We start from the raw sequence: 26725 nt of genomic DNA, 5'->3' as shown, positions 1-26725 counted from the left end.
GTTGATGCATTGTTAACCATTAATCATTTTATTCTATATGAAAATAAATATTTATTCGCATGCCAAAAGAGGTGTTTTGTTTGCATTGTGTTTGGGACTTTTCCTAGGTCAATACACATTTGCTCAAAATACTCAAACAATGCTCAACGAACCTGTTGACCTTAGCAAAGATTTTAAAGATTTTACCAATACCTATTTTGTAGCAGATAGTTTAGCTAGTTTTAATCCTACTACAGGCTCGGGTAGTATCAAATGGAAAAGAAATCAGTATTTTCCTGCTCATGCGTTTAATTATACACAGTCGGCTTTGCATAAAGTGCCGGGGAATGAATTCCCTGGACCAGAGTATGCAGAGAACCCTGTTCTACCTTTTTCAATAGAATTTATTTCGCCAAAATCGGTAAGAATCCGTGCGAATACTGGTACGATTACAAGGGCAGACGAACCATCGTTGATGTTAGTAAAAGAACCTACTCGTGATAATTCTTGGCAATATACCAAAATTGCAAAAGGTCATCAATACAAAAGTGCCTTCGGAACAGTGACGATTACCGAAAGTCCTTGGGGAATAGAATTCAGAGATAAGGCGGGTAAATTATTAACCAAAACCCGTGGATTTGTAGATAATAAAACTTCCTATACTGCCTCGATGCCATTCTGTTTTGTACGCCGTGCGGCAGACTATTCACGCAGTATTGCGCCCGTATTTACGCTATCGCCCGATGAGAAAATCTTTGGTTGTGGCGAATCATTTACCAAATTGAACAAGTATGGTCAAAAAGTAAATTTGTATACCTCAGACCCTAATGGTATCGAAACGGCTGGCATGTATAAGCCTATTCCATTTTTTATGAGTTCAAGAGGCTACGGCATGTTTATGCACACTTCTACGCCCATTACTTGCGATTTTGGTGCTACCTACGGTGCTGCTAATGCATTAATGATTGGGGACGAATCGTTAGATTTATTCGTTTTCTTGGGTGAACCCAAAGAAATTCTGGATGAATACACGAATGTAACGGGTAAGGCTTCTATGCCTCCGCTTTGGTCTTTTGGGTTGTGGATGAGTCGTATTACGTATTTTTCAGAAGAAGACGGACGCAATGTGGCGATTAAGCTAAGGGCTAACAAAATCCCGACGGATGTACTCCATTTCGATACAGGATGGTTTGAAACCGATTGGCGTTGTGATTATCAATTCTCTAAGAATCGTTTTAAAGACCCTGTCAAAATGATTTCGGATTTAAAGGAACAAGGTTTTCGTACTTGTTTGTGGCAATTGCCTTATTTCGTACCTAAAAATGACCTTTTTCAAGAAATTGTGGATAAAGGATTATTCATAAAAAATGACAAAGGTAATATTCCCTACGAGGATGCTGTCTTAGATTTTACCAATGTCAATACCATCCAATGGTATCGTGAAAAAATTGGTAATTTATTGAAAATGGGTGTAGCTGCCATCAAGGTAGATTTTGGCGAGGCTGCACCATACAAGGGAATTTATGCCAATGGTCGTACAGGCTTTTATGAGCATAATTTGTATCCCTTACGTTATAACAAAATTGTGTCTGAACTAACCAAGGAAATCAACGGAGAAAATATCATTTGGGCTAGAAGCACATGGGCCGGCTCGCAACGTTACCCTCTGCATTGGGGTGGCGATGCCGAATCTACCAATATGGGTATGGAAGCCGAATTGCGTGGAGGTTTATCGCTAGGCGTTTCTGGATTTTCATTCTGGAGTCATGATATTGGAGGGTTTACACAAAGAACCCAACAAGATTTATACCGACGTTGGTTGCCATTTGGAGCTTTGTCATCGCATACTCGTTGTCATGGACAGCCACCAAAAGAACCGTGGGATTATGGTGTAGATTTTATGAACGATTTCCGAAAGGTAATCGAAATGAAATATAAACTGTTACCCTATATTTATGCACAGTCTAAACACGCTTCTGAAAACGGTTTACCAATGATGCGTGCTTTGTTTGTAGAGTTTCCAGAAGATGCTGGTTCTTGGCAAATTGAAAATGAATATATGTTTGGCTCAGATATTCTGGTTGCTCCGCTCTTTGAACAAGATGCCAGAAGCAGAGAAGTATATTTACCCAAAGGAAATTGGATAGATTATCAAACCAAGAAAGTTTATGCTGGTGGGTGGCATAAGATTGACGGTGGAGAATTGTCGGTAGTAATGTTGGTACGTGACGGTGCAATATTGCCACATATCAAATTGGCACAATCAACCAATGATTTAGACTGGTTGCAGTTGGAACTAGTACCTTTCTCAGTAAGTGCTAATAAGGTAAAAGGTAAAATATGTTTACCATCTGATAATGTTTTACATGATATTTCAATGAGCAAAAAAGGGAAAGCATTTGCATTGGATACAGACCCTTTTGTAGGAAAAGTAAAGTTTATAAAATAACCAAAAGAGGTCGTAGCATTCATTTGCTACGACCTCTTTTGGTTAATGAATTTATATACATTAACTAATATCAGTAAGTCGAATTATTTTATTGCCTAAAAACTTGAAAATAGACTTTCCCACTTGCTTGGCGTACTGTTACTACACTACGCCACTGTATACTGCAATGTTACATTGCAAAAATATAACGCATTTTATAATTTTTTCCAAGTTGAGTCCTCATATACCACTAACCGTTGCTTACTAGGTGATTCGACCTTCTAAAAAGCTTATCTTTAACTTCTATAAGTACTTTGTCTGTTCACCATCCACCCCGGATATTGTAATGGTAATGGACTTACTTCATTGATTTTGGCTAAGTCTTCAGGCGTTAATTGAATCTCGACGGAGCGAAGATTATCATTCAACTGAGCAACAGTTTTTGCTCCGATAATGGTACTTGTTACGCCACTTTGCTGCCTGACCCACGCCAAAGCTACTTGTGCTACCGTAGCTTGATGGGCGTTGGCTATACTACTTAGCACTTCTACTAAATCATAACCTTTTTCTTTGTCGATAGGAGGGAAATCAAAATTTACTCTTCTCGAACCTGCTTCTGCTTGTTCCCGAGTATATTTACCACTCAAAAATCCACCTGCTAATGGACTCCACGGAAATATTGCTAATTTGTGATGAGTCGCCATAGGTACAAGTTCATGCTCAATATCACGGCTTACAGCAGAATAATAATATTGCAAGCCAATGAATTGATGAAAACCATTGTATTTAGCAAAGGTTTGAGCCTCAGCGACCATCCAAGCTGGCCAGTTACAAATGGCAATATAACGTACTTTTCCTGTGTTTACAATGTCGTTGAGGGTACGCACAATTTGCTCGATAGAAGTTTTGGGGTCAACGCCATGCACATACAAAATATCAACATAATCCATTTGCAAACGCTTCAAACTTGCTTCAACTGAATTGAAAATGTGGTATCTTGATAGTCCAGTGCTGTTAGGGTATTCGTCCATTTTGGCTAATACTTTTGTGGCAATCACCACTCGGTCACGCTGAATATTCAAATCTTTTAAAGCTTGCCCCAATAATTGTTCCGATTGTCCAAAAGAATAAATATTGGCGGTATCAATAAAATTGATGCCTGCCTCTACCGCTACTTTAATCAATTCATTTACTTCTTGCTGTTGTAGTTTGCCAATATTTTCCCACATTCCAGCATTTTGTCCGCCGAAAGTCATTGTTCCCAAACATAGCTCCGAGACTAATAAACCCGTTTCGCCTACATAATTATACTTCATAGTAGTTGATTATTTTTGAATGTTAATTAATATATTTATCTGTTGCAAAATTCCTTACAAATACTCATCTATAAATAGCCCATAAGAAACAGGAAATATAAAAAATCAAACAATTGTATATCTGCCTGTCAGTTACGAAACAATTTGGGCGTGATTTGTGAAGCACGCCGAAAAAATGAAGTAAAATGCGAAGGGTCTTCAAAACCCAAGCAAAAACCGATTTCAGCAATGTTCCAATCGGTATGTTTCAATAAAGTTTTTGATTCTTGTAAAATCCGTTCAGCAATTAATTGAGAAGTAGTTTTGCCTGTAACAATTTTTAAAGCTCTGTTTAAGTGGTTGATATGTACCGAAAGATGCGTAGCAAAATCTATCGGGTTTCGTAATTTCATCGTTTGAAATGGCGATTCAATGGGGAATTGGCGTTCGAGTAATTCAATAAAAAGAGAGGTGATACGATTGTTTGCCGAATGATTTTGCGATGAAATCACTGTTTCGTTGGGTTTCAAACGCATGGCTTTGTGAATGAGTTGCTGTACCAAAGTACGGAGTAAATCGTACTTATAGACGTACTCTAGGTTGATTTCAGTAAGCATTTGCTCGAAAATATGGCGGAATGCTGTGATATTTTCAGTTTCCAACTCATAAATAGGAAAAGAGCCAACTTTGAAAATGGGATATTCTTTGATATTGGGAATTTGTTGAAGAAAAGATTCAGTAAATACACAAAAGTATCCCGACTGCTTTTCGCCGATTCTTTCTAATTTGTAGGGAATCATCGGGTTGGCAAAAGAAATGCCCGCTTCTTGTACTTCCACGATTTTATCCGCATAATGATAATGGTTTTTGCCAATCACCAGTGAAATTTTATAATAATCCTTTCGACTGTACGGAATCGGTTTTTGTGAATTTCCGATAAAATCTTCAACCCGAAAAACATTAAAATGTCCTATGTCATTTTTAAGGTTTTCGGGTACAAAGTTTAAACGATTTTTATATAAATCTTCTAAAGTATGAATTTGTTCCATCTTGCATAATTATAAAAATCAAACATACTAAATTATGATTTAGTTTTGATAGACAACGCATATTTTTTAATTCTCAAAAATGAAGATGGCTTGTACACCCTGAAGTAGTGAAAAACACTACGTCAAGCGGTGAAAAGTAAGGTTTATTAATCAAAAGAGGTCGTAGTAAATGAATGCTAAGACCTCTTTTGATTAATAAATTTATCTACATTAACTAATATCACTAAGCTTAACAATTTTATTATCCAAAAACTTGAAAATAGACTTTCCTTTTAATTTCAATTCGTCGCCTTTCTTTAATCCATTAGAGAAATCCATTCCTAATATGGCATAATAATCTATCTCGACTTCAACTTCATCATCTTTGTCCTCAAATGATGCTATAGTTTGAGTTCTTGCAGAGAAGTAAGCTTTTGCCTGTTCAGCTTGTTCTTTAAATGCATTAATTCCTGACAAAGTCAAGTTGACTTCTCCATTAGAAATATTCTCAAACACAATATTATCGTCAAAGTCTAGCACCATTTTATCAATATCAAACTGATTGTATCCTTCTATATAGTTGTTAATTATGTTTTCTTTGTTACTCATACGATTATCTATTGATGAATTGATTGGATTCGACAGATAAGGAATTTATGCTATTTTAGATAGCCAATACTTCCTTTATTTTTTCAATTTTAGTAACTAATTCCGTAGCGTAATCAATGTTTGTAATTCCTTTACCTTCCACAAAGCTCTTATAGAAACTTGGTAAAGAAAACGTCTCAATCACTTTACCACCACTATGAGGCATTCTATTTTTGGCTATTTCCATTACGCTTGCTCCCCCTCTTGCTCCTGGAGAAGTTGATAATAAAAACATAGGTTTATTCCCAAACACAGGACGCTCAGGAATCATAGAAAGCCAATCGAAAACATTCTTGAAAGCGGTAGTATATGCACCATTATTTTCTGCTAAAGAAATCAATAAAAAATCACTTGAGTCTATTTTTTGAGCGAAATCTAATGTCAATTGAGGAATCCCATCTTTTGCTAACCTATCTACACTAAACAAAGGCATTTCATAATCATTGAGGTCTAGAATCTCAATTGTATGTCCCTCAAAATAGGATGCAACGTGGGTTACTAGTTTTTTATTGATAGAAGTAGAGCTATTACTTCCTGCAAATGCAATTATTTTCATGTTAGATAATTTGTTCTTTACAATGGTAAAATCAGTTAGCGAATATTATTTACATTTATCATAATCTGCTACGATATTTTTCATATTCAAATTATTAAAATAGACTTCGCTGTACTTTTCCTTGATTGATGGACAATCGCTAAAATATTCAAAAAGTCTCTTTTTTACGTTAATAAAAGTTGTTTGTACTCCTTCTGTATCGCCTGTTTTAGCCAACCAAAAATAAACTTCTGGGGCTACATTTTGACGTTCTGGGTTAGAGCTTTTCTGTGAAACAGGCGAATCTTCGACAAATAATTGTTCGTATAATGCAACTTTAGGGCCTTTATAGGTACGCTCTAAAAGAGTAAAGTAGGTAAACGTCAGCAATCTAAATTTACGAACAACAAACTCTTTGGAATCATCATTGCTAGTTATCTTCTGAATATTAGAGGCATAAAGTTGTTTAACCAATTCTTTACCATTAAAAAGCTTGATAGGAACTCCTACATCTTTTCCACCTAGCGTAGATACTGCTCCGCTGTTGGTTATATTGAAATAAGGTTCTGGCTTTACAATTTTGATGGTTCCTTTAAAAGGTTCTTTAAAAAACTTATCACCTTCATAAGGAATGGCCGTGCCTTCAACAGTAATAAATTGGTGTTTTTCCAAGATTGCGTCAAGTGGTATCTCTTGAGTTAGTAAAGGCTCTGTTTCTTTTTTAGGGAATATAATTGATAAGTACTTCCTCTATTCTATCTGAATACCTAAATTTTACGCCATTAAATTTTAACTCAACATCTACTTTTTTATATTTTTCTAAATAATCTCTTGCCATTTTTTCATCATGGTTTAGCGTATAGTAAACACACAAATTGTGCAAAGCAGCTCTTTTTATATCATTTTGGTCTGTGTCATCTTTTTCATTGACAAAGTCCCCCCAATATTTAATGTCATCTTTAGTGATTTCCTTTAACCAAGCATTAGTTCCTTGTTTTCTAAGCGTTTTGTTAGTTTCTTCGATAATTACGTTGAAGTCTTTTAAATCTGGCCAATTTTTAGCTTTGCTAAACTGAGCCAATGTAACACGAACATATTTTTCATGACCTTCTACGCCTGCTTTGTACATTGTCGCTAAAAAGTCTTCGAGCGCACTTTCAAGGTTTGCTTTAAATTTTACTTTATAAACAGAATCGTCCGTTAGTTTTTTGGAAGCTTTGGGTTCTAGATAACTCCAATTCTTTTGAAATGTTCCCTGTACGTTCATAAACTTGTCGTAGAGGGTAATATAGAATCCAGTATATGCACCAAGTTTCATATCACTATACGCTTGTAGTAATACGACCACGTGTAAATCTCCCCCATCAGTTACTTGTTTTAATGGATTGAATGAGACAGACGACAAAAGCGTTGAGAAGTCACTGTCGGGGAAATTTTTTATTTCTATCGGAGCATTTAAGGCAGTGTATTTAATGAGCCTTACATCAAAAGTCTTAAAATCTTTTAATTTGGGTTTTAAAGGGGCTGTTTGGGAAAGAGCATCAACTGTATATTCTTCAAATACTTGTGCAAAAATGGTAGAGCGAAGATTGAAAAATAATGCGATGGTGAAAAATAAGAGTAGTAATTTTTTGTTCATAGTGATTTCTTATTAAGATTAAAATATAGGGATTTGATTGGTTTAAACGTGATTTTCAAACATTTCCCAATATCCCAATTCCTTCTAAACAATCAAAATCCCTCATCAATATCTTTTCCATATTTTATCATACGGTCATATATCAATAAAAAACTATCTAAAAATAGATGGCTAATAGTAACAAAATATCAATAAATAGTATTATTCACCCCAAATCTCCCAAGCTTTTTCCGCCTGTCCATGAAGCATTTCTAAACCAAAATGCACGCCTTTGGCACCATGTGCTAATCCCTTTTTTAAGAAAGTAGTTTCTAATGGATTATAGACAATATCGTATAACAAATGTTTGTCAGTTAATAACTCATAAGGGATAGCTGGAAAATTTTCTACTTTTGGAAACATACCCAAAGGTGTAGTATTGACGATAAAAAGATGCTCGTTCATTACTTCTTCTGTCAATTCCTCATACGTAATAGTATCTTCTTCCTTCGTTCTTGATACATATTGGGTGGTTAAGCCTAAATCTTCCAAGGCTTGGATAATGGCTTTGGCTGCACCACCTTTGCCCAGTACCAATGCTTTTTGTGGTTTGATGGCTTGAAAATCTTCCCATTTTTCTAGCGTCCATCGGAAACCCCAATAATCTGTATTATACCCCTTAGTTGTGCCGTCGGGTAAAATTTTGATGGTATTTACTGCCCCAATTTTCAAGGCAGCTTCGTCAATAGCATCCAAAAAAGGTATTACGTTTTGTTTGTGCGGAATAGTCACATTCAAACCTTTTAGCTGTGGGCGATTGCTTTGTAACAAAGCGGGTAAATCTTGAATATTTTCTAGTTCAAATTTCTCGTAAGTATGAGTTTCGGAAATGCCTAATTGTTGGAATTTTTCAGTAAAATAACCTTTAGAAAATGAATGTCCGAGTGGATAACCTATAAGTCCGTAAAGATTCATGTTAATTGTTTTTGGCTTTAAGCAATAAGCCGTAGGCTATAAGCTTTGTTAAAAATTGTTATTTTTAAGTAATACGTCAAAATTAAATGGCGAAGTGAAAAATGTTAATTTTGAATGTATTACAATCACTAAATCACTCATTCATTCAATCACTCAATGACTCACATCCCCTTACTCTCCATGTAAGACTGTAAAATAATGGTGGCAGAAATTTTATCAATGTTCCCTTTTTCGCGACGGTCTTTTTTTGAATAGCCACTTGCAATCATGGCACTCATGGCCATTGACGATGTAAAACGCTCGTCGTGCAAATGAATGGGCATTTCGGGGAATGCTTTTTTCAACGTAGTAATAAAACCTTTTACTTGCGAGGTATTATTAGTGGCTTGTCCGTCAAGATTCACAGGCATCCCTACTACAAAAGCTTCTACGCTTTCTTTTTCCATATATACTTTTAGGAAGTTCAAAACATCTTTGCTATGGACAGTATCTAAAGCAGAGGCAATAATTTTTAAAGGGTCTGTTACAGCCAAACCTACTCTTTTAGTACCATAATCTATGGCTAATATTCTTCCCATGGTGTTGCTTAACCTCACCCCCAACCCGACTACGCGTCCCGCTCTATTCAGAGAGGGGTTGGTGGTGAGGTTTCATTGTTTTATAATCTCACAAAGTTACATCATTTTATTGGGCAAATATTTTCTTGACGAATTCTACGTTATTAAAATTCCTAATCCTATTCGAAAAATATAAGACATTATATACTTTTTGGAAATTTATTGGTATTTTGTTGTTAAAATAATATTCAGTTTGAAGATGAAGGAAAATAAGCCCGTGAATAATCAGCCGATGATTATCAGATTGCCCATCATAATTGCTTTTACTTTGGTAGCCGGAATGCTTATTGGTGCCAACTTTTTTAGTGGTCAGTCACGCATGAATAATGTAGCTAAGGGAGTAGCGAAATATCGTGAGGTACTTTCGTTAGTTGAAAATAATTATGTAGATTCTGTCAGTACAGACTCTTTGGTGGAGTTCTCTATAAAAAAAATGTTAGAGAAACTAGACCCGCATACCTCTTATTTTTCTACGGAAGATGTAGCCGCAGCTCGCTCGCAGTTAGAGTCTGGCTTTGATGGTATCGGTATAGAATTCAATGTTTTTAATGATACCGTTTATGTAGTGAATGCCATGGTTGGTGGCCCATCGGATGCTGTGGGTATAAAAAGTGGTGACCGCTTGATTAAAGCAGATGGCGTTTCATTAATCGGACAGAAAGTAAATTCAAGCCTAATATTCAGTAAGCTAAGAGGCCCACGAGGAAGCGAGGTTGAACTTGAAATCGTTAGAAGCGGAGAAAGTAAAATCAGACAATTTACCGTTACACGCGATAGGATTCCTTCGTATTCTATCAATGCTGGTTTTATGATGGATAACCAGACTGGATATATTAAAGTAGATCGTTTCTCAGAATCAACGTATGATGAATTCCATCAAGTATTATCTTCTTTGAAATCACAAGGTTTAAAACGTTTGGTGCTTGATTTACGTGGAAATCCTGGAGGGTACAAAGACCGTGCAGAGAAAATGGTTGATGAACTTTTATCAGACGAACGCCTGATTGTATATACCAAAGGCAAAGGGTCTAAGTTTGATTCACAGACATTTACTCGTCAGGAAGGTATTTTTGAAAAAGGTGCCGTAATTGTATTGGTTGATGAAAACAGTGCTTCTGCTGCTGAAATTGTAGCAGGTGCATTACAAGATAACGACCGTGCCTTGATTGTAGGCAGACGCTCGTTTGGAAAAGGATTAGTACAAATGCCAATTACCCTGCACGATGGTTCTGAATTACGATTGACTATCTCGCGATATTATACACCAAGTGGTAGAAGTATCCAGAAACCATATTCGTTAGGGAAGGAAGAAGACTATGAAAAGGACTATGAAACACGCATGAAAAGCGGAGAATTCTTTAGTTCAGATAGTATTAAATTCAATGAAAAATTGAAGTATAAAACTGTTGCTGGTCGCACGGTGTATGGCGGTGGAGGTATTACGCCTGATGTGTTTGTGGCTCGAGATACTAGTTATTATTCTAAATACTTAACGGAATTGTTCAGTAAGAATATCATCCGAGAATATGCGTTGAATTATGCAAACAAGAATTTAAAAACACTGGAAAAACTAAACTTCAAAGAGTTTAACAAGCAGTTTGTTGTAACAGATGCCATGATGGCTGATTTACAAAGATTGGCAACCCAAGCAAAAGTTAAACAATCAGCTAAAGATTATGACCGTTCGAACAATTATATCAAAGGACAAATAAAGGCTTTGGTTGCTAGAAGCGTTTGGCAAAGAAAGGCGGGTAAAAACTTGAATAATGAATATTATCAAGTGATGACATCTTTTGATGAAACCATTCAGAAGGCCCTACAGAATTTTGACAAAGCCGATAAATTGGCACATGGTGAAATAGTTGAAACGTTGACACATTCGGGTAAACAGTAAACAAAAGCTTATTCATAAACGGTGGTCGCACTGACTTTTTTCTCTATGAAATGAAAAAACTAGAGCGACCACCGTTTATGATTGTATTTAAAATCCAATCACCTCTTCAATAGGTAAATGGTCTCCCACAAACTTAGCATAGTGAGCATTATTAATAATTCCTTTTTCGTCGATTAAAAAATCAGCCTCCAAACGACTCATCTTTCCATCATTTTTGTATTTGCCTTTATACAGTTTTTTCCCTGCTTTTACTTTTGCAAAGGCACCTTTAAACAAGATGCCATTCATTACTTTTCCTAAAGAAGTTTGTAGTCCGAAAGTATCGTAAAGAATTCCATCAGGGTCTGGTAATAAAACGAATGGTATTTCTTCAACAGTTGCAAATTGAAGTAGATTTTCTTTAGATGATTCGTAAACTACTACCAAAATAATTCCTTTCTTTTGGAGTTGTTCATGCACTTTCATCAGTTGATGAACGTGTAAATTACAGATGGGACAACCAACAAAGCGTTCAAAAATTAAGGCTACTTTTTTACCTTTCAAAGTAGCTGAACTTACATCATTACCTTTAATATCAATAGTTGAAAAACTGGGAGCGATTTGATTTGTTTGTAATTTCATGGGCTTGTTGATATTTGTTGCTATAATAAAATAAGTACTAATTAATACTGAGCAACTAACTATTGTCAGCACCCATTTTTTAGCAAGAATATTCATGGTTGAATTTATTATTGTTTGATGTTACAACACTTTATTCCCATGCACTACCAAATATCACCAAGGCAAGAACATTTTTTTTATAATTATTTATTAGCCAATTTTCGGATGGTCGTCAGGCATTTATTTTTTAGTGTACTTACGCTATGTTTATTTTTATATCCTGACATCATCATGATAGCCTCGATAGGTTGATTCAACCAATAAAATTGATGTAACACCTTTACACATCCTGCAGAAAGCACGTGCATAAGTTCCGTAACTTTCTCTACTAGTGAAGGTTCTTCATTATCAGCAAATGATTCATCCATAGTGTCGAATTCTTCCATATTTTCATGAGAAGCCTCTTTTTTATCTCGTAGTTTTTTCAACCAAAGATTTTTAGAAATAGCAAACAGATAAGTTTTTAACGAAGCAGATAGCACAAAAGCTGGGTCACGTGATTTATGAATCAACGTGATTAACGATTCCTGAAAAATATCTTCAGCATCAGCTATCGTACCTGAATTTTGGAGAATGTATTTTTGAATCGTTGGGAAATAGAATTTATATAACAACTGGAAAGCTGCATTTTCTTCTTTTCTAATTCTTGAAAGTATGTCTTGCTCTTGCACTTCGGAAACGGTATTTAAGTTATCAACAATAGCGTTTGTTTATTTATTCCAAAACATATAAAATATCACCTACTTAATCGAGAATTTATTGAAATAAACTAAAAATCCCCTGTAAATATCGTTTACAGGGGATTTTAGTTGGATATTGTTACTACTAATCAACTGAATATCCTTTGTCTTTCAAGATTCTATCCAATAACTTCTTATCACTATCAGTATTAAATACCGTAAATGGTAAATAAATAAACTGATACTGCCCCATGTCTAAAATGTAGGCATCCTTAGCTTTTCTAGCACCTTTAATCATGTCCCATTTAATGACACCTCCCTCAGTATCGCTCAATTTCATCAAAATCTGGCGACTGTCGATTTCATAACGATATTTACTAAAAAGCTGTTTGTATTGTTCTAATTGGGTAACGCCAGTAAACTGAATTGCCCAAAATATTAAATATGCAATTGCTCCGATTAGTGTCAACACGTAAATCCAGTAGTTATGATAAACGCCTGTAAGGTTCAAAATAACATTGATAAAAATTAATGCTAAAGGCACAAATCCCCAATACCATTGATTTTTAATAAGTTGCATCATGTTTATTCCGATGAATTTATTTTTTTCAAGGGCAAACTTTTTTGTTTTGATTGCTAATGGATTTGATTGAATTGGTTGTTGTACTCGTCTTTGTTGCGACTGAGCGTATCCTTTTGCCATGTCTATAATAAAATTTGGTGATTCAGACGACAAAGGTACAAAAAATAAGGAAGTTTTGTTGAAATGAGCATTAACACCAACAAATTAATGATTTAATAAAGAAAGTATATCAGTCTGGTTGCCTAAATCCAAAGATGAAATTATGGGTAAATTACCTTTAATGATTTGTTTTAGGGGTTTTTGAATGCTAATTTTAATGCCTTAACGAAAATATATCCAAGAATTTTCTAGAATTATTAAATATGGAACTTATTGAGAGCCAAATACTGAGCCAGACCCAAGTGCTTCAGAAAATTAGAAGAATTGCTTTTGAAATTTATGAGAATAATTTTGAAGAGTCGGATATTGTTATTGCTGGTATCAGAGGGCAGGGACATGCCTTAGCCAAGTTATTAGCCACTACACTCCAAGAGATTTCACCTATTGAGGCTAGTGCCGTATTAATAGACGTAGATAAAGATGTTACCTACGAAAGTCCAGTAGAGTTTGATTGCGACGAAAGATTTTTAGAACACAAAACCATTGTCGTGGTAGACGACGTGCTGAATAGCGGAAGAACACTTGCTTATTCATTATCTCCGTTTTTAAGTATCCCTGTAAAACGCATCCAAGTAGCTGTAATGGTAGACAGAAACTATCGTCGTTTCCCAATTTTGGCAGACTACGTAGGATACGAGCTTTCAACTACCCTCAGCGAATATGTTTCGGTAGTATTAGACGACGAAGCTCGAATGGGAGTGTACCTAAAATAGCCTTATAAACTATTGATAATATTCATAAGCCAATCTGCATTGAAAAATAATGCTAGAATTGGGAATACCAACAATATTGCCAATACGGCTTGTTCTAAGCTGAGTTTGAATGTTACTCCTTCTTCACTTTCTTTAAAAAACATCAGGAATGGTATTTTCAAATAGAAAGATAAAGAAATAACCGTATTCAGTAAGCCAAATATAAAAAGGAGTAATAATAATTGCTTACCAGAAGCTTGGTAGGCTTCCCAAAGAGCAGAAAAGATATTCAGTTTTGCAATAAATCCGCCAGTAGGAGGTAAGCCCGCCAAGGAAATCATTACGATTAATATTAATATTCCAAACAAAGGATTTAATCTACCCAAGCCTTTAAAGTTTTCTATCATAAATTTAGAAGCATTGTCTGGCTTTTGCCCTTGGGTGTTATTTGCTGCGTAGTCAATTAATAGAAAAGCGGAGAAATTAGTAAATAAGCTAACTATCAAATAAAACACGACGCTTTTTATGCCTAATTCAGAAATCATTATCAGACCAATCAGCATAAAACCTGTATGAGCTATTGTTGAATAAGCCAATAACCTTTTGGCATCTTTTTGCCATAAAGCCGAGAAATTGCCAAAAGTAATACTAGCCAAGGCTACGATAGCAGTGATGATTGTTAGGTCGGTAGGTATGATAGAATAAAAGCGAATAATTACTAAGAATGAGGCGATTTTGGGCGCTACAGCAAAAAAAGCCACAATAGGTGTTGGGGCAGATTGGTACACATCAGGCGTCCAGATGTGAAAAGGCGTTGCGGATATTTTAAATAAAAATCCAGAGAGTGTCAGTACTATAGCAATCGTTGAAGCTACATTATCTGTTTGGGCAATGCCTCTTGAAAAATCAGGTGAAGCAATACTAAGCGTGCCTGTCATGCCATATAATAATGACATGCCATACAACATAATTGCGGAAGAAGCTGCCCCAAAAATGATGTATTTTAAACCACCTTCGGATGCCTTTTTTGTCTTATTAAAAGTAGTCAGCACATAAGATGAGATAGAAACGATTTCAATAGAAAGGTAAATCATTAATAGATTGACCGACATTGCCATTAAATTTAGGCCTATCAAGATACTAATCAACAAAGGATAAAATTCGCCATCATATTTTCTTTTTGAAACATAGATGTGTGCCAATAAAATGATTACTGAAAACGTTGTAATTATTTTAAAGAAAATGGCTTTGCTATCTAAAATAAGCATTTCACCAAACAGAAAAGTATCGTTGGTAGTTGAAAACTGCGAAATGATTTGATTCAAGGCAATTAAAACAGAAATCAAGGAAATACCCCATAGCGTATTTTGATAACTTTGGGCAATTGAGTTTTCTAATGAATCAGACTTTTGGAAGATGTATTTATAAAGAATTAATTCGACGATGATAAGGAGTAAAAATACTGCCCCCAAGAACACTTCCGGAGAAATGACGCTCAGGCTTTCAAGAATGTGAGCTAGTAAATCGGATAAGATTATTTTTTTGGTCATTATTTTTCTTCACAAACGTGTTTTATTCTACTTTTGTTGCTATTTTTGAGTTTAACTATAATTAGGTAAAATTTATGAATAAAACCAAATTTTACTGGTTGATTCAAATTCTATGTTGGTCGATTATTACGCTTCTTTCTATTCAACATATTGAATTTAATGATTTCAGTCAATCCACTAAAACTATTTATTTACTACTTTATTTTTTTTCAGGCTTCGTTTCATGTCATATTTATAAAACCATCATTAGTCGTTTCAGTCCTGATGATATTACCCATCTTCAATATGCCCTTTTCCCAATAGTTGGGGGTCTTTCAATAGGCTCTATCTATACTATTATAGACTATCAATTATATCATTATTCAGATAGTTCTTTCTTTAATTTTGCTACCATTTTTGTTGAAAATGTATGGAAGGTATTTCCTTGGTTTATGTTTTTTCATTTGCACCGTTTCTTGAGTATTTATCAAGATAGAAGGCAACGCGAAGCACATACTGAAAACCTACTTAAAATTTCTCAACTAGAAAGTTTAAAAAAACAGTTGAATCCTCATTTTTTATTCAATGCCCTCAATAGCATAAAGGCACTAACGTTGATTGATAGTATTCAGGCCCGAGAATCAATCATTCAATTGTCAGATTTATTAAGACTATCTTTAAACCTTGGCGAACAACAAAAAGCAACGCTTAGTGAAGAACTTCGTTTAGCTGAGAATTATCTGTCTCTTGAAAAACTTCGTTTTGATACCCGCTTAAAGTACAATTTTCAAATTCAGGAAGATATAGGTAATATCTTAATTATGCCAATGACCTTGAATACTTTGTTAGAGAACGCCGTTAAACATGGCATTGGTCAGTTGAAATTTGGTGGAAATATTACCATTACAGCCAGAACAGAAAAAGGTTTTATCATTTTATGTGTTGAAAATTCGGGCGTATTTGTACCTAAACCTAAAAACAATGAAGGTGGAATAGGGCTTGAAAACCTCAAAAAACGCTTAGAACTACAATATGGTGAGAATGCTTACCTAAAAATTGATAATACCCAAGGAAAAGTATTCGCCACTATTAGAATGCCTTATTGAACGTTAAAATAGTTTCAACAGCTCGGCAACAGTTACATTGGTTAAGTTAAAGATTAAATGAGGGAAAATACCAAATACCAATGCTAATATCGCTAAAGGATAAAGCATCATTTTTTCTCTAAAATTTAAATCTTCTAATGCTCCTTCAAATTGTCTGACCCAGTATTTTCCAAAAAATATTCGCTGTAAAGTCCAAAGGAAATAGCCTGCCCCCAGTACCAACCCAAAGGCAGCCAAAGCAGTTAACCATCGTGGAATAAGCGGACTGTTAAAGCCACCCATCAGGGTAAACACTTCGCCAATAAAGCCTGAAAAAGCTGGTAAACCTAATGAGGCAAAAAAGGCTATGGCGGTCATAGCAGTGTATAAAGGCATTTTACTAGCCAACCCTTGATAGCTATCAATACGGCGGTCGTGGGTACGATTATATAAAACGCCCACTAATAAGAATAACATCGCCGAAAGTACACCATGCGAAAACATTTGGTAAATCGCTCCGTTAATACCTTCGCTTGTCAATGAGCCTACGCCTAGTAGCACAAAACCCATGTGTGAAACTGACGAATAAGCAATCATCTTCTTCAAATCATTCATTGCCAAAGCATTGAAAGCTCCGTAAATAATCGATAAAACGCCAAAGGCAACAATGACAAAGGCATAGTCATGGGCAGCGTCAGGGAAAATAGGATAAGCTATTCTGAGAAAACCATACCCCCCAATTTTTAAAAGTATTCCTGCTAATATCACTGATACAGGTGTTGGGGCTTCTACGTGTGCATCTGGCAACCAAGTATGAACAGGTACGGCAGGCAACTTAATGCCAAAACCTATCATCAATAAAATAAAAGCTAATGCACGAGCTGAAACACTAAAAATCTCGATACCAGAAAAAATATTTAACCACGAATTTGGAAGGAAATTGCCAGCATCGGGCATAAAACGTAAATCGAAAGTATGTACAATTTGCTCAGAAGGGATTTTTAAATCTTTTAGCAAGGTTTGTACTTCTGTAATAATCTGTGGCGTAATATCCGATACATTGCTGATTAGCCCAATTCTCACGGCTGTTTCTACAGGGTCAACCACTGATAGATAGAGCGCAATCATGACAATTAAGATAAAAATAGAGCCGAACAGGGTATATAAGAAAAATTTGATAGAAGCATATTCTTTGCGTGGACCACCCCAAATACCTATTAAAAAATACATAGGCAAAAGCATGAATTCAAAAAACAGGTAGAAAAGAAACATATCTAATGCTACAAAACAGCCAATTACTGAACCTGTTAGCAACAAGAAAAGCGAAAAATATCCTTTTTCTTTCTGTTTAATTTCAAAAGATGAAATAGCCCCTACAAACATCACGATGCCTGTCAATAAAACCATTGGCATACTGATACCATCTACACCCAAAAGATAATCGATAGAGCCAACCCCCAATGTGCCTAGTGGAAGTGTTATCCAATCTAATTGTTCTAGGAATTGGTAGTCTGCAATATCATGATTAAAGTTTTGATATAAGTAAATACAAATTGCTAGTTCTACGGCAGTAATGCCTAGCGTAAACCATTTGAAATAGGCTTTGTATTGGTCTGGCGAAAAAGCCACTACCAACGACGCTACCAATGGTAAAAATATAAGTACTGATAAAATGGGCATAATTATATAAGAATAATTGTATTTGTTTTGAAAACAAACACAGGCACTATCAAGATGAAAAAACGATAAAAGTAATCAAAGCGATTAATCCTAAAAAGGATATGGCAACGTATAGTTGTACTTTACCAGCTTGTACTGAACGAGTAATTTTCCCGATTACTCCTGCTGAATAAGCTGTCGAGTTGGGAATGCCATCTATAATTTTAGCATCCCACCAAGCTACGATGCTGGCAATGATAACTTGTAATTTTGCTACAGCATTGACGATAGTATCTATAATATTTAAATCAAACCATTGTAACAAATCAGCTGATTTTAATACTGGGGCAACAAATATTTTTTGATAAATGCTATCAAGCGTAGGTATGGTATAAGCTAATGCTTTATTTCTAGATAAATATCCCAAGCCTATTCCTGCAAAAGCGAGTGCTGTGGATAAATAGGCAACCCAATGGTTTTCAGTTGATTTTTCTATCATCTCAGGTTTCATAAATTCCCAAAACCAAGCACTTTCAGCATTCAATGGATTGAAAGTGAAAATGAAGCCGATAGATAAAATAGCCAATAGTCCGATTGGAAAAGTGATTTTCCACGAGCCCTCATGAATAGCGTAAAGGTCTGCCTTTTCATTCCTGAACTCCCCAAAAAAGATAAGCCATACTTGGCGAGTCATATAAAAAGCAGATAGCAAAATTCCAATAAAAAAAACAAAGCTAATAATATATAAAGCCAAGTTTTGGTGCTGATTGGCATTAGCCACTACCTGTGCCAGGATAGCATCTTTAGATAAAAAACCAGAGAAGAAAGGAATGCCCGCCAATGCTAATGAACAAACGAGATAGCATACAAAGGTAAAAGGCATTCTCTTACGCAAGCCACCCATTAATCGCATATCCTGAGCATCGAAATCATGACCAGCATGATGGAGCGCATGAATAATAGACCCTGCACTAAGGAATAGCCCAGCTTTAAAGAAGGCGTGTGTTAATAAATGAAATACGGAAGAATCAGAGCCTAAGCCAACCACCATTAAACCTACTTGCGAGATAGTAGAGTAAGCTAATGTTTTTTTGATATCAGTTTGAAAAATAGCATACACAGAACCTAAAAGCATGGTAAAACATCCAATAGACGATACGATGATGGTTTCTTCAAAACCAAATAATGGATGGATTCTCGCTAATAAGTAAACTCCTGCTACTACCATCGTTGCAGCATGGATAAGTGCCGAAACTGGCGTTGGCCCTTCCATTGCATCGGGAAGCCACGTGTGCAAAGGGAATTGTGCTGATTTGCCGATACACCCACAGAAAAGTAATAAGCCTGCAACAGGTACTAAACTAGGTTCAGAGGCATTGGCGATAACATTTGGAAAATCTTGAAAATTGCTACTGCCAAATAAATAATAAATCAGAAAAATGCCTAACAAAAAGCCTACGTCACCCACTCGGTTTACTAAAAATGCTTTCTTCGAGGCTTGTACGGCTTCGGGTTTTTGATACCAAAAGCCTATTAATAGGTATGAACTTAACCCTACTAATTCCCAGAAGGCATACATGATCAATAAATTATCGGTCAGTACGATGCCAAGCATAGAAAATACAAATAGGCTTAAAAAACCGACATACCTATATTGGTCGGGTTCTTCGTGCATATATTCCAGCGAGAAGATTTGTACTAATAAGGCTATGAAATTCACTAAAACCAACATCATTAGTGTTAGCGAGTCTGTCAGAAAGCCAAAAGAATATGTTTCTTTTCCGAGCAAAAACCAGTTGAACAGATAATGTGGATTAGCAACATGAAGGTTTTGACGAAGCAATAGGATTGAAAAGAGAAGATTCAAGCCTGTAAAACCAATTGTTAGCCAAGCTGCTAAGGTGTTGTTTTTTCTACCCAACAGAATTGGCATAATAAACCCTGCAAGTGGGGTTAATAAAATGAGCCAAATCAAAGTGGAAGGATTCATAAATATTAATTACGAAGGTTTTAAGCCTATACGTAGAGGTTTTCTTGGAAAATTTCAATTTTTGTGCAAATATACGGCTCAAATTGGATTTAGTCCTAATTGAATTTGCATAAAACCCACTAAGTTTGTGGGGTAATATAATAATATTTGATGTTTCTTTGCTATTGAAAGCATTTCCTTGCTTTATTTTAATATTATTTACTAACCAAATACTTATTATGATGGACAACGCTAAAACAGTAAACTATTCAAGAACTACCATCACAGAATTGATGATTCCATCTTATGCTAATTTTGGAGGCAAAATTCACGGAGGAATTTTATTATCATTGATGGATAAGGTTGCTTATGTATGTGCCGCCAAACATTCAGGAACTTATGTCGTGACTGTATCAGTAGATAATGTAGAATTTAAACAGCCTGTGGAAGTAGGTGAGTTGGTTTCGCTTCATGCCTCTGTCAACTATGTTGGAAATAGTTCTCTGATTGTGGGTATCAAAGTGGTTGCCGAAAATATCAAAACGGCTAGTGTAAAACATACCAATACCTCGTATTTTACAATGGTTGCCAAAGATGATAACGGAAAACTTACTGCTGTTCCTCCATTGATTTTGGAAAGTGATGAAGATATTCGCAGGTTTTTAGAAGCATTGAAACGCAAAGAAATCAAAAGCTCTTATAAAGAACTATTACACGATGCTAAAACTTGTATGGAGATAGACGAAAACTTACATTTATTAGATGCTGAACGTTGTATTATAAAACGTGAAAAAGACATGCAGAGCGAATGGGTATAATTTAATTATATAGTGTTTGGATTCATTTTGACGTCAAGATAAAATGGAGTATTTTTACAGAATTGATTTCAAATTTATCCTAATATAATTATTCCAATCTCCCTAATTGAACAATTAATGATGAAGGTTTTAAAAGTTATACTGATTGTTTTAGCAGTCTTAGCATCTGTTACCGTTTTTATTCGATTCTACTACAACAAACCTTTTAGTCCATCAGCTACCGCTGAATACGAGAAGAATGGTTTAAGTATTACCGTAGATTATTGCCAACCTTCTAAAAAAGGTAGACTTATTTTTGGAACAACTCAAGAAAAAGCACTTGTCCCTTATGGAAAATGGTGGAGAACGGGGGCTAATGAAGCAACTGTTATAAAATTCTCAAGAGATGTAACCATTGGAGGCAAAGTACTCAAAGCTGGGAAATATACCCTCTTCACAATTCCTGAAAAAGGAGACTGGACAATTATTATCAATGCAGAAGTGGGACAATGGGGTTTATCTTATGATGACAGTAAAGATGTTTTAAGAGTACCCGCTACGTCTCTACAACAACCAGATTCTGTTGAAACATTTACGATAGATTTCAATGAAAAAGAAACAGGAGTAGATATGCTTTTACATTGGGATACTACCGTGGTAACAATTCCAATAAAATAATATTTATATATTTATAGAAATAAAAGAAGCAGAATCTCCCTGAAAGTTGTTCTGCTTTTTTTATTTTCTTTTTTTTAGAAAGACTATAATTAAAGGAAGTTTTTTGCTGATTGTCGATTTTTTTTCAAAAAAAAATAAGATATTAATAAATATAAACAAGCTGTGATTAATTTTTGGTACGCTATTTGTCTGTATAGTCATTAATCAAGGTTATTTATTTAATAAGTGTCTTGATTCAATTGATTCGAATCTTTTTTTAAAAAATCAAGCAACAAAAACATTTATCGCTAAATAGATTTATAAAACTTTTTCCTCCATTTTTAAAATATTACATCATGAAATCTTATTATTACCTCATACTTTTAGTTGTAACGTCTACTTTGCTTAGTGGTTGCTTACCTAATGATAGCGGTTCAACAATTGATCCTGCTGCAGCAGCCATGGATAAACTAAATGTTCCATCAGGCTTTAATTTTACGACCTCAAAAGAAGTTACTTTTAAAATAGGTGCGTACGATAATACGAACAACCCAATTTCGGGCGTAATTATGTCTGTTTATAGTTATCCTGAAAATGTGCTTTTATTCAAAGGTATTACATTGAAAAATGGGGTATTCAGCTTAAATCAAAAAGTACCTACTTATGTTACTAAAATATCGGTAAAACCAGATTATATCGGTTTACCTTCTGAAACAATTGTTACATTGAGTGGTACTACCTCAGAAGTGAATTTTGGAGGAAATAATCCTACTGTTTCTGAAAGCGTTGAACAACCACTAAAATCAGCAAGAGTAGAAGGTACTACCGCACAAACATACCCTCTTATTACTTACTTAGGTTCTTGGAACAATGATGGTTTGCCTAACTACTTAGAAAAAGATAGAGACCCAATCACTAGCCAATTTTTAGAATATGTGAATGCTAGTTTACCAGAAGCTAAATCAGTACCGACAGCTCACCCAGATTTTTTGAATAATAACAACCGTAACTTCTTATACATTACTGAAGCTGCTGATGTTTGGGTAACATTTGTACACGAAGGTGCTGGTTGGAAAAATACATTAGGATATTATACATTCAATCCGCTTAACCCCCCAAAAACTACTGCTGACATTTCAAAAATGACAGTTGTTTTCCCTAACGTTTCTTACAAAGGTTCTGGTGGAGCATTAACATCAGGTGATAAAGTTAAAATTGGTCAGTTCCCAGCAGGTACAGGTATTGGTTTTGTTCTTTTAGCGGATGCTTATACATCAAATAGTAAAGTAGGAACGGGTAATTATGCTCACTTCTCGCATGATGTTCTTAATGTAGAAACGAAAGAAAGTCTTCGTCGTCACTTAATTGTATTGAACGAGCCAACTACTAAAAGAATGGTACTTGCTTTTGAAGATATTCAAAGAGAAAGTTCTTCTTGTGACCAAGATTTCAATGATGCTATTTTCTTTGCGACTTCTAACCCAATCAAAGCGATTGATACTAACAATGTACCAATCGTAGATAGTCCAAAAGATACTGATGGCGATGGTGTAGGTGATAGCCGTGATGAGTACCCAACAGACCCTACAAGAGCAATCAACAATTATATCCCAGGTAGCAACACTTATAGTACATTGGCGTATGAAGATTTATGGCCATTACAAGGTGACTATGATATGAACGACTTAGTAATTAACTATCAATTCCAAGAAGTTTTAAATGCACAGAACCAAGTAGTTGATTTAAAAGCTAAGTTTTATATTAAAGCAATCGGTGCAAGTTATATCAATGGTTGGGGCTTTCAATTACCAATTGATCCATCACTTGTTAAATCAGTATCAGGTCAGTCACTTACACAAGGTGTAATTACTAATTCAAGCAATGGTACAGAAGCTGGACAAAAATATGCTACTATTATTGCTTTTGATAATGCATTCAAGCAAATGAAATCGTCGGGAGGCTTTATTAATACATCAAAAGGGGCTACAGTAATTGCACCAAATGATACATTAAGATTAACAATTAACTTCACGAGCCCAATTAGCAAGACAGCGTTAGGAGTGGCACCATACAATCCATTCTTATTCTCAGCGAGTGATAGAGGAAAAGAGGTACACTTACCTAACATGGCTCCAACTTCAAAAGCTAATATGGCATTGTTTGGAACTGGTCAAGACCGTTCAGTACCTTCTTCTGGTATCTACTATAAGAATTCTAAATTGTTGCCTTGGGCTATTGATTTACCTAGCGACTTTAAATATCCTTTGGAAACAGTACCTATTATTGATGCTTATAACGAGTTCGGTATTTGGGCTGAGAGTGGAGGAACGCTTTACCCAGATTGGTATGTGATTAGTAAAGCATACTACGATCCAACAAAAGTATTTTAGTATTACCCAATAGGAAATTAACATATTAGTCACCCCAAATTTTCGGGAATATTAATACAAGAGACCTCCTTAGTAATTTAGAGAATAACCAAATCTCAAATTATCTAAGGAGGTCTCTTTTTTGTTTAACATACAGCTATCAAATAAAATCAATTGTTGATAAATTCATCTTTATCGAATTGGGATAATAATTATAAAATTTGTCTACACAAAACATATCAATATTCTTCTTCGCGCTAAGGAATGCGATGTATAATTAATAAATCCTCCTCCATTTGCATTATAACGTCATGTTTATTAACACAAGATAATACCCTGTTATTAGTGTGATAAATATGAAAAACAGACTCCATATATTCTTTAAAATACTCCATAAATACTGAAAAGGTGTTAAGAATCGGTAAATTTGATGATTAAATTAACATAAATCTATCCATGAAATGGAGTAAAAACCCCTTAAAAATGATGTATAGGCACTATATACTATATTTTATTGTGGTTTTTTAAATAATTTTTAGGATTATGCTTGGTTTTTTAAAAAAAAGATATTAGTTTTAATTTATTAAAGTATTCAAATCCCCCGCTAACACTCTCCAAAAAACCTTCTTGGTATTAAACAAGTATTTATTACTTCAATTGAGTTGCTTATTTCATAAAAGCAATTTTTTGAAAATGATAAATCTATGCCCCTGTATTAAATAATATTCAGTGTAATTATCTAGTAATTTTTTTATTGCTAAGTGCATTAATATTTTTTTCCTCCATCTTAAATTTTAAAACCATGAAACATTGCTTTTATTTTCTTATCTTACTAGGAGCTTCTACTTTGCTTAGCGGTTGTTTTCCTGATGACAATGGTACAGTTAATCCTGCTACTTCAAGCATGGATAAACTAAAGATTCCCACGGATTTTAACTTTACTACCTCCAAGCAGGTCACCTTTAAAGTGGGTGCCTACGATAATGCGAATAATCCTATTGGAGGGGTAGTTATGTCTGTTTATAGCTATCCTGAAAATGCGCTTTTGTTTAAAGGAATTACCGCAAGTAATGGTACATTCAGCCTTAATCAGAAAGTGCCCTCTTATGTTACTAAGATATCAGTTAGGCCTGATTACGTCGGTTTGCGTGCAGAAACCATCATAACGCTTAGTGGTACTACGGCAGAAATAAACTTCGGTGGAAATAATCCTACTTCTTCCGAAAGCATTGAACAGCCACTGAAAGCAGCACGAATGGAGGCTACTAAAGCTCAGACATATCCTCTTATTACTACCTTAGGTACATGGACCAATGATGGTATGCCTAACTATTTGGAAGGAACTAGAGATGTTATTTCAAGTTCGTTTTTAGCATATGTTAATGCTAGTTTACCAGAAGCTAAGCCTGTTCCAACAGCACATCCAGACTATTTGAATAGTAATAATCGCAATTACTTGTACATCACTGAAACTGCGGATGTGTGGATAACATTTGTACACGAGGGTGCCGACTGGAAAAATACATTGGCATTCTATACATTTAACCCTTTGAATCCTCCGAAAACTACTGCTGATATTTCTAAAATGACCATTGTTTTTCCTAACGTTTCTTATTCAAGTGGTTTACTTCCGCCATTACTCGGAACTCAAGTATTATCATCAGGAGATAAAGTTAAGATTGGTCAGTTCCCAGCAGGTACAGGGATTGGGTTTGTGCTGATAGCAGACGCTTTTGCATCTGCTAAAGTAGGAACAGGTAATTATGCTCACTTCACACACGATGCACTGAATGTAGAAGTGAATGCCAATCTTCGTCGTCATTTAATTATGCTGAACGAACCAGTTTCTAAAAGAGTTATACTTGGTTTTGAAGATACTCAAAGAGAAAGTCCTGCTTGTGATAATGACTTTAATGATGCCATTTTCTTTGCGACTTGTAATCCAGTTAGAGCAATTGATACGGGTAATATACCAATCGTTGATAGTGCAAAAGATACCGATGGTGATGGTGTAGGAGATAGCCGTGATGAATATCCAACAGACCCTACACGGGCAATTAACAATTATATCCCAGGACGAAACAGTTATAGCACATTGGCTTATGAAGACTTATGGCCATTACAAGGTGATTATGATATGAACGACTTAGTAATAAACTACCAATTTCAAGAAGTATTAAATTCGCTCAATCAAGTAGTTGATTTGAAAGGTAAGTTTTATATTAAAGCAATTGGCGCAAGTTTCACGAATGGTTGGGGCTTCCAATTACCAATAACCCCGTCACTTGTCAGGTCAGTCTCCGGCGCTTCACTTACTCAAGGTGTCATTACCAATTCAAGCAATGGTACAGAAGCAGGGCAAACGTATGCAAATATTATAGCGTTTGATAATGCCTTCCGGCAAATGAAATCATCAGGAGGTTTTATTAATACTACTAAAGGCTCTGCGGTAATTGCACCAAATGATACTTTAAGGATGACGATTAATTTTACAACCCCTATTCTAAAAACTCTTTTAGGTTTAGCACCATATAATCCTTACTTATTCTCATCAGGTGATAGAGGGAAAGAAGTTCATTTACCTAACTATGTGCCTACTTCTAAAGCGAATACGGCCTTGTTTGGAACTGGTCAAGACCGTTCAGCGCCTCTTTTAGGAGTGTATTACAAGAATGCTCAGCTATTACCTTGGGCTATAGATTTGTATAGTGACTTTAAGTATCCTTCAGAAACAATACCTATCATTGATGCCTACGATGAGTTTGGTACTTGGGCACAAAGTGGAGGATTGCTGTATCCCGATTGGTATGTACCTAGTAAAGGATATTACGATCCAGCAAAAGTATATTAATTATAACAAAACAAAAAA

At 35.3% G+C, this 26725-nt stretch carries 22 protein-coding genes; 8 read left to right on the top strand and 14 right to left on the bottom strand.

Translation table 11 applies throughout. The features are described from left to right. The first annotated feature begins 37 nt into the window (after positions 1-37). Positions 38-2428 (top strand): glycoside hydrolase family 31 protein, encoded by a 2391-nt coding sequence (locus AC07N0_RS02555; protein WP_494587990.1) that lies wholly within the window; start codon positions 38-40, stop codon positions 2426-2428. Positions 2429-2703: 275 nt separating this feature from the next. Here AC07N0_RS02555 and AC07N0_RS02550 read toward each other — a convergent pair whose 3' ends face one another. From AC07N0_RS02550 to ruvX, 8 genes are all read right to left on the bottom strand, one after another. Beyond that, complete coding sequence (locus AC07N0_RS02550) at positions 2704-3723, bottom strand: aldo/keto reductase (protein WP_492800673.1); 1020 nt, start codon at positions 3721-3723, stop codon at positions 2704-2706. Positions 3724-3851: 128 nt separating this feature from the next. Further along, on the bottom strand, positions 3852-4751 hold the full coding sequence (locus AC07N0_RS02545; protein WP_494587989.1) for a helix-turn-helix domain-containing protein: 900 nt from the start codon (positions 4749-4751) through the stop codon (positions 3852-3854). Between the two features lie 210 nt (positions 4752-4961). After that, positions 4962-5339, bottom strand: coding sequence for a nuclear transport factor 2 family protein (locus AC07N0_RS02540; RefSeq protein WP_494587988.1), 378 nt, complete (start codon positions 5337-5339; stop codon positions 4962-4964). A 55-nt stretch (positions 5340-5394) separates the two neighbouring features. Continuing rightward, positions 5395-5934 (bottom strand): NADPH-dependent FMN reductase, encoded by a 540-nt coding sequence (locus tag AC07N0_RS02535; protein ID WP_494587987.1) that lies wholly within the window; start codon positions 5932-5934, stop codon positions 5395-5397. A 45-nt stretch (positions 5935-5979) separates the two neighbouring features. Next, positions 5980-6585 (bottom strand): hypothetical protein, encoded by a 606-nt coding sequence (locus tag AC07N0_RS02530; RefSeq protein WP_494587986.1) that lies wholly within the window; start codon positions 6583-6585, stop codon positions 5980-5982. 49 nt (positions 6586-6634) lie between these two features. After that, entirely contained in the window at positions 6635-7552 is a 918-nt protein-coding gene (locus AC07N0_RS02525) for a hypothetical protein (RefSeq protein WP_494587984.1), read from the bottom strand. 201 nt (positions 7553-7753) lie between these two features. After that, positions 7754-8506, bottom strand: coding sequence for a shikimate dehydrogenase family protein (locus AC07N0_RS02520; protein WP_494587983.1), 753 nt, complete (start codon positions 8504-8506; stop codon positions 7754-7756). A gap of 161 nt (positions 8507-8667) precedes the next feature. Then, the gene (gene ruvX / locus AC07N0_RS02515) at positions 8668-9084 is read right to left on the bottom strand and encodes a Holliday junction resolvase RuvX (RefSeq protein ID WP_309915932.1); all 417 of its coding nucleotides are present in this window, start codon (positions 9082-9084) and stop codon (positions 8668-8670) included. Positions 9085-9322: 238 nt separating this feature from the next. On the opposite strand from ruvX, the gene AC07N0_RS02510 reads away from it, so the two are divergent. Next, the gene (locus AC07N0_RS02510) at positions 9323-11017 is read left to right on the top strand and encodes a S41 family peptidase (RefSeq protein WP_492800660.1); all 1695 of its coding nucleotides are present in this window, start codon (positions 9323-9325) and stop codon (positions 11015-11017) included. Positions 11018-11104: 87 nt separating this feature from the next. Here AC07N0_RS02510 and AC07N0_RS02505 read toward each other — a convergent pair whose 3' ends face one another. The 3 genes from AC07N0_RS02505 to AC07N0_RS02495 all read right to left on the bottom strand — a co-directional run bounded on the left by AC07N0_RS02505 (position 11105) and on the right by AC07N0_RS02495 (position 13060). After that, positions 11105-11638, bottom strand: a complete 534-nt coding sequence (locus AC07N0_RS02505) for a redoxin domain-containing protein (RefSeq protein ID WP_494587982.1) — start codon at positions 11636-11638, stop codon at positions 11105-11107. Positions 11639-11820: 182 nt separating this feature from the next. After that, complete coding sequence (locus AC07N0_RS02500) at positions 11821-12348, bottom strand: RNA polymerase sigma factor (RefSeq protein ID WP_494587981.1); 528 nt, start codon at positions 12346-12348, stop codon at positions 11821-11823. A 154-nt stretch (positions 12349-12502) separates the two neighbouring features. Continuing rightward, on the bottom strand, positions 12503-13060 hold the full coding sequence (locus AC07N0_RS02495; RefSeq protein WP_323251442.1) for a YcxB family protein: 558 nt from the start codon (positions 13058-13060) through the stop codon (positions 12503-12505). Between the two features lie 242 nt (positions 13061-13302). Between AC07N0_RS02495 and AC07N0_RS02490 the strand changes: the two genes are divergently transcribed. Beyond that, on the top strand, positions 13303-13812 hold the full coding sequence (locus tag AC07N0_RS02490; RefSeq protein WP_494587980.1) for a phosphoribosyltransferase family protein: 510 nt from the start codon (positions 13303-13305) through the stop codon (positions 13810-13812). 2 nt (positions 13813-13814) lie between these two features. On the opposite strand, the gene AC07N0_RS02485 is transcribed toward AC07N0_RS02490, so the two are convergent. Continuing rightward, a complete protein-coding gene (locus AC07N0_RS02485) occupies positions 13815-15341 on the bottom strand; it encodes an NADH-quinone oxidoreductase subunit N (RefSeq protein WP_494587979.1) in 1527 nt (508 codons plus the stop codon). A gap of 74 nt (positions 15342-15415) precedes the next feature. Here AC07N0_RS02485 and AC07N0_RS02480 point away from each other — a divergent pair, with 74 nt between their 5' ends. Beyond that, positions 15416-16426, top strand: a complete 1011-nt coding sequence (locus AC07N0_RS02480) for a sensor histidine kinase (RefSeq protein WP_494587978.1) — start codon at positions 15416-15418, stop codon at positions 16424-16426. A gap of 3 nt (positions 16427-16429) precedes the next feature. Here the strand turns inward: AC07N0_RS02480 and AC07N0_RS02475 are convergent, their stop codons facing one another. Then, the gene (locus AC07N0_RS02475; RefSeq protein ID WP_494587977.1) at positions 16430-18085 is read right to left on the bottom strand and encodes a complex I subunit 4 family protein; all 1656 of its coding nucleotides are present in this window, start codon (positions 18083-18085) and stop codon (positions 16430-16432) included. Positions 18086-18134: 49 nt separating this feature from the next. Continuing rightward, entirely contained in the window at positions 18135-20054 is a 1920-nt protein-coding gene (nuoL, locus tag AC07N0_RS02470) for an NADH-quinone oxidoreductase subunit L (RefSeq protein ID WP_494587976.1), read from the bottom strand. A 221-nt stretch (positions 20055-20275) separates the two neighbouring features. Between nuoL and AC07N0_RS02465 the strand changes: the two genes are divergently transcribed. The 4 genes from AC07N0_RS02465 (at position 20276) to AC07N0_RS02450 (ending at position 26707) form a co-directional block, all read left to right on the top strand. Further along, positions 20276-20851 carry an acyl-CoA thioesterase gene (locus tag AC07N0_RS02465; protein ID WP_492803620.1) on the top strand — a complete coding sequence of 192 codons (576 nt, stop codon included), beginning with the start codon at positions 20276-20278 and terminating at the stop codon, positions 20849-20851. A 117-nt stretch (positions 20852-20968) separates the two neighbouring features. Continuing rightward, the gene (locus AC07N0_RS02460) at positions 20969-21508 is read left to right on the top strand and encodes a DUF2911 domain-containing protein (RefSeq protein WP_492800652.1); all 540 of its coding nucleotides are present in this window, start codon (positions 20969-20971) and stop codon (positions 21506-21508) included. Positions 21509-21843: 335 nt separating this feature from the next. After that, positions 21844-23877 carry an LruC domain-containing protein gene (locus AC07N0_RS02455; RefSeq protein ID WP_494587975.1) on the top strand — a complete coding sequence of 678 codons (2034 nt, stop codon included), beginning with the start codon at positions 21844-21846 and terminating at the stop codon, positions 23875-23877. 781 nt (positions 23878-24658) lie between these two features. Continuing rightward, on the top strand, positions 24659-26707 hold the full coding sequence (locus AC07N0_RS02450; RefSeq protein ID WP_494587974.1) for an LruC domain-containing protein: 2049 nt from the start codon (positions 24659-24661) through the stop codon (positions 26705-26707). Positions 26708-26725 lie beyond the last annotated feature (18 nt).

The sequence above is a fragment of the Arcicella sp. GW821-FHT09D11 genome (assembly GCF_059416265.1).
The sequence above is the reverse complement of the archived record's forward strand: the minus strand, read 5'-3'. Positions and strand labels throughout refer to the sequence as shown.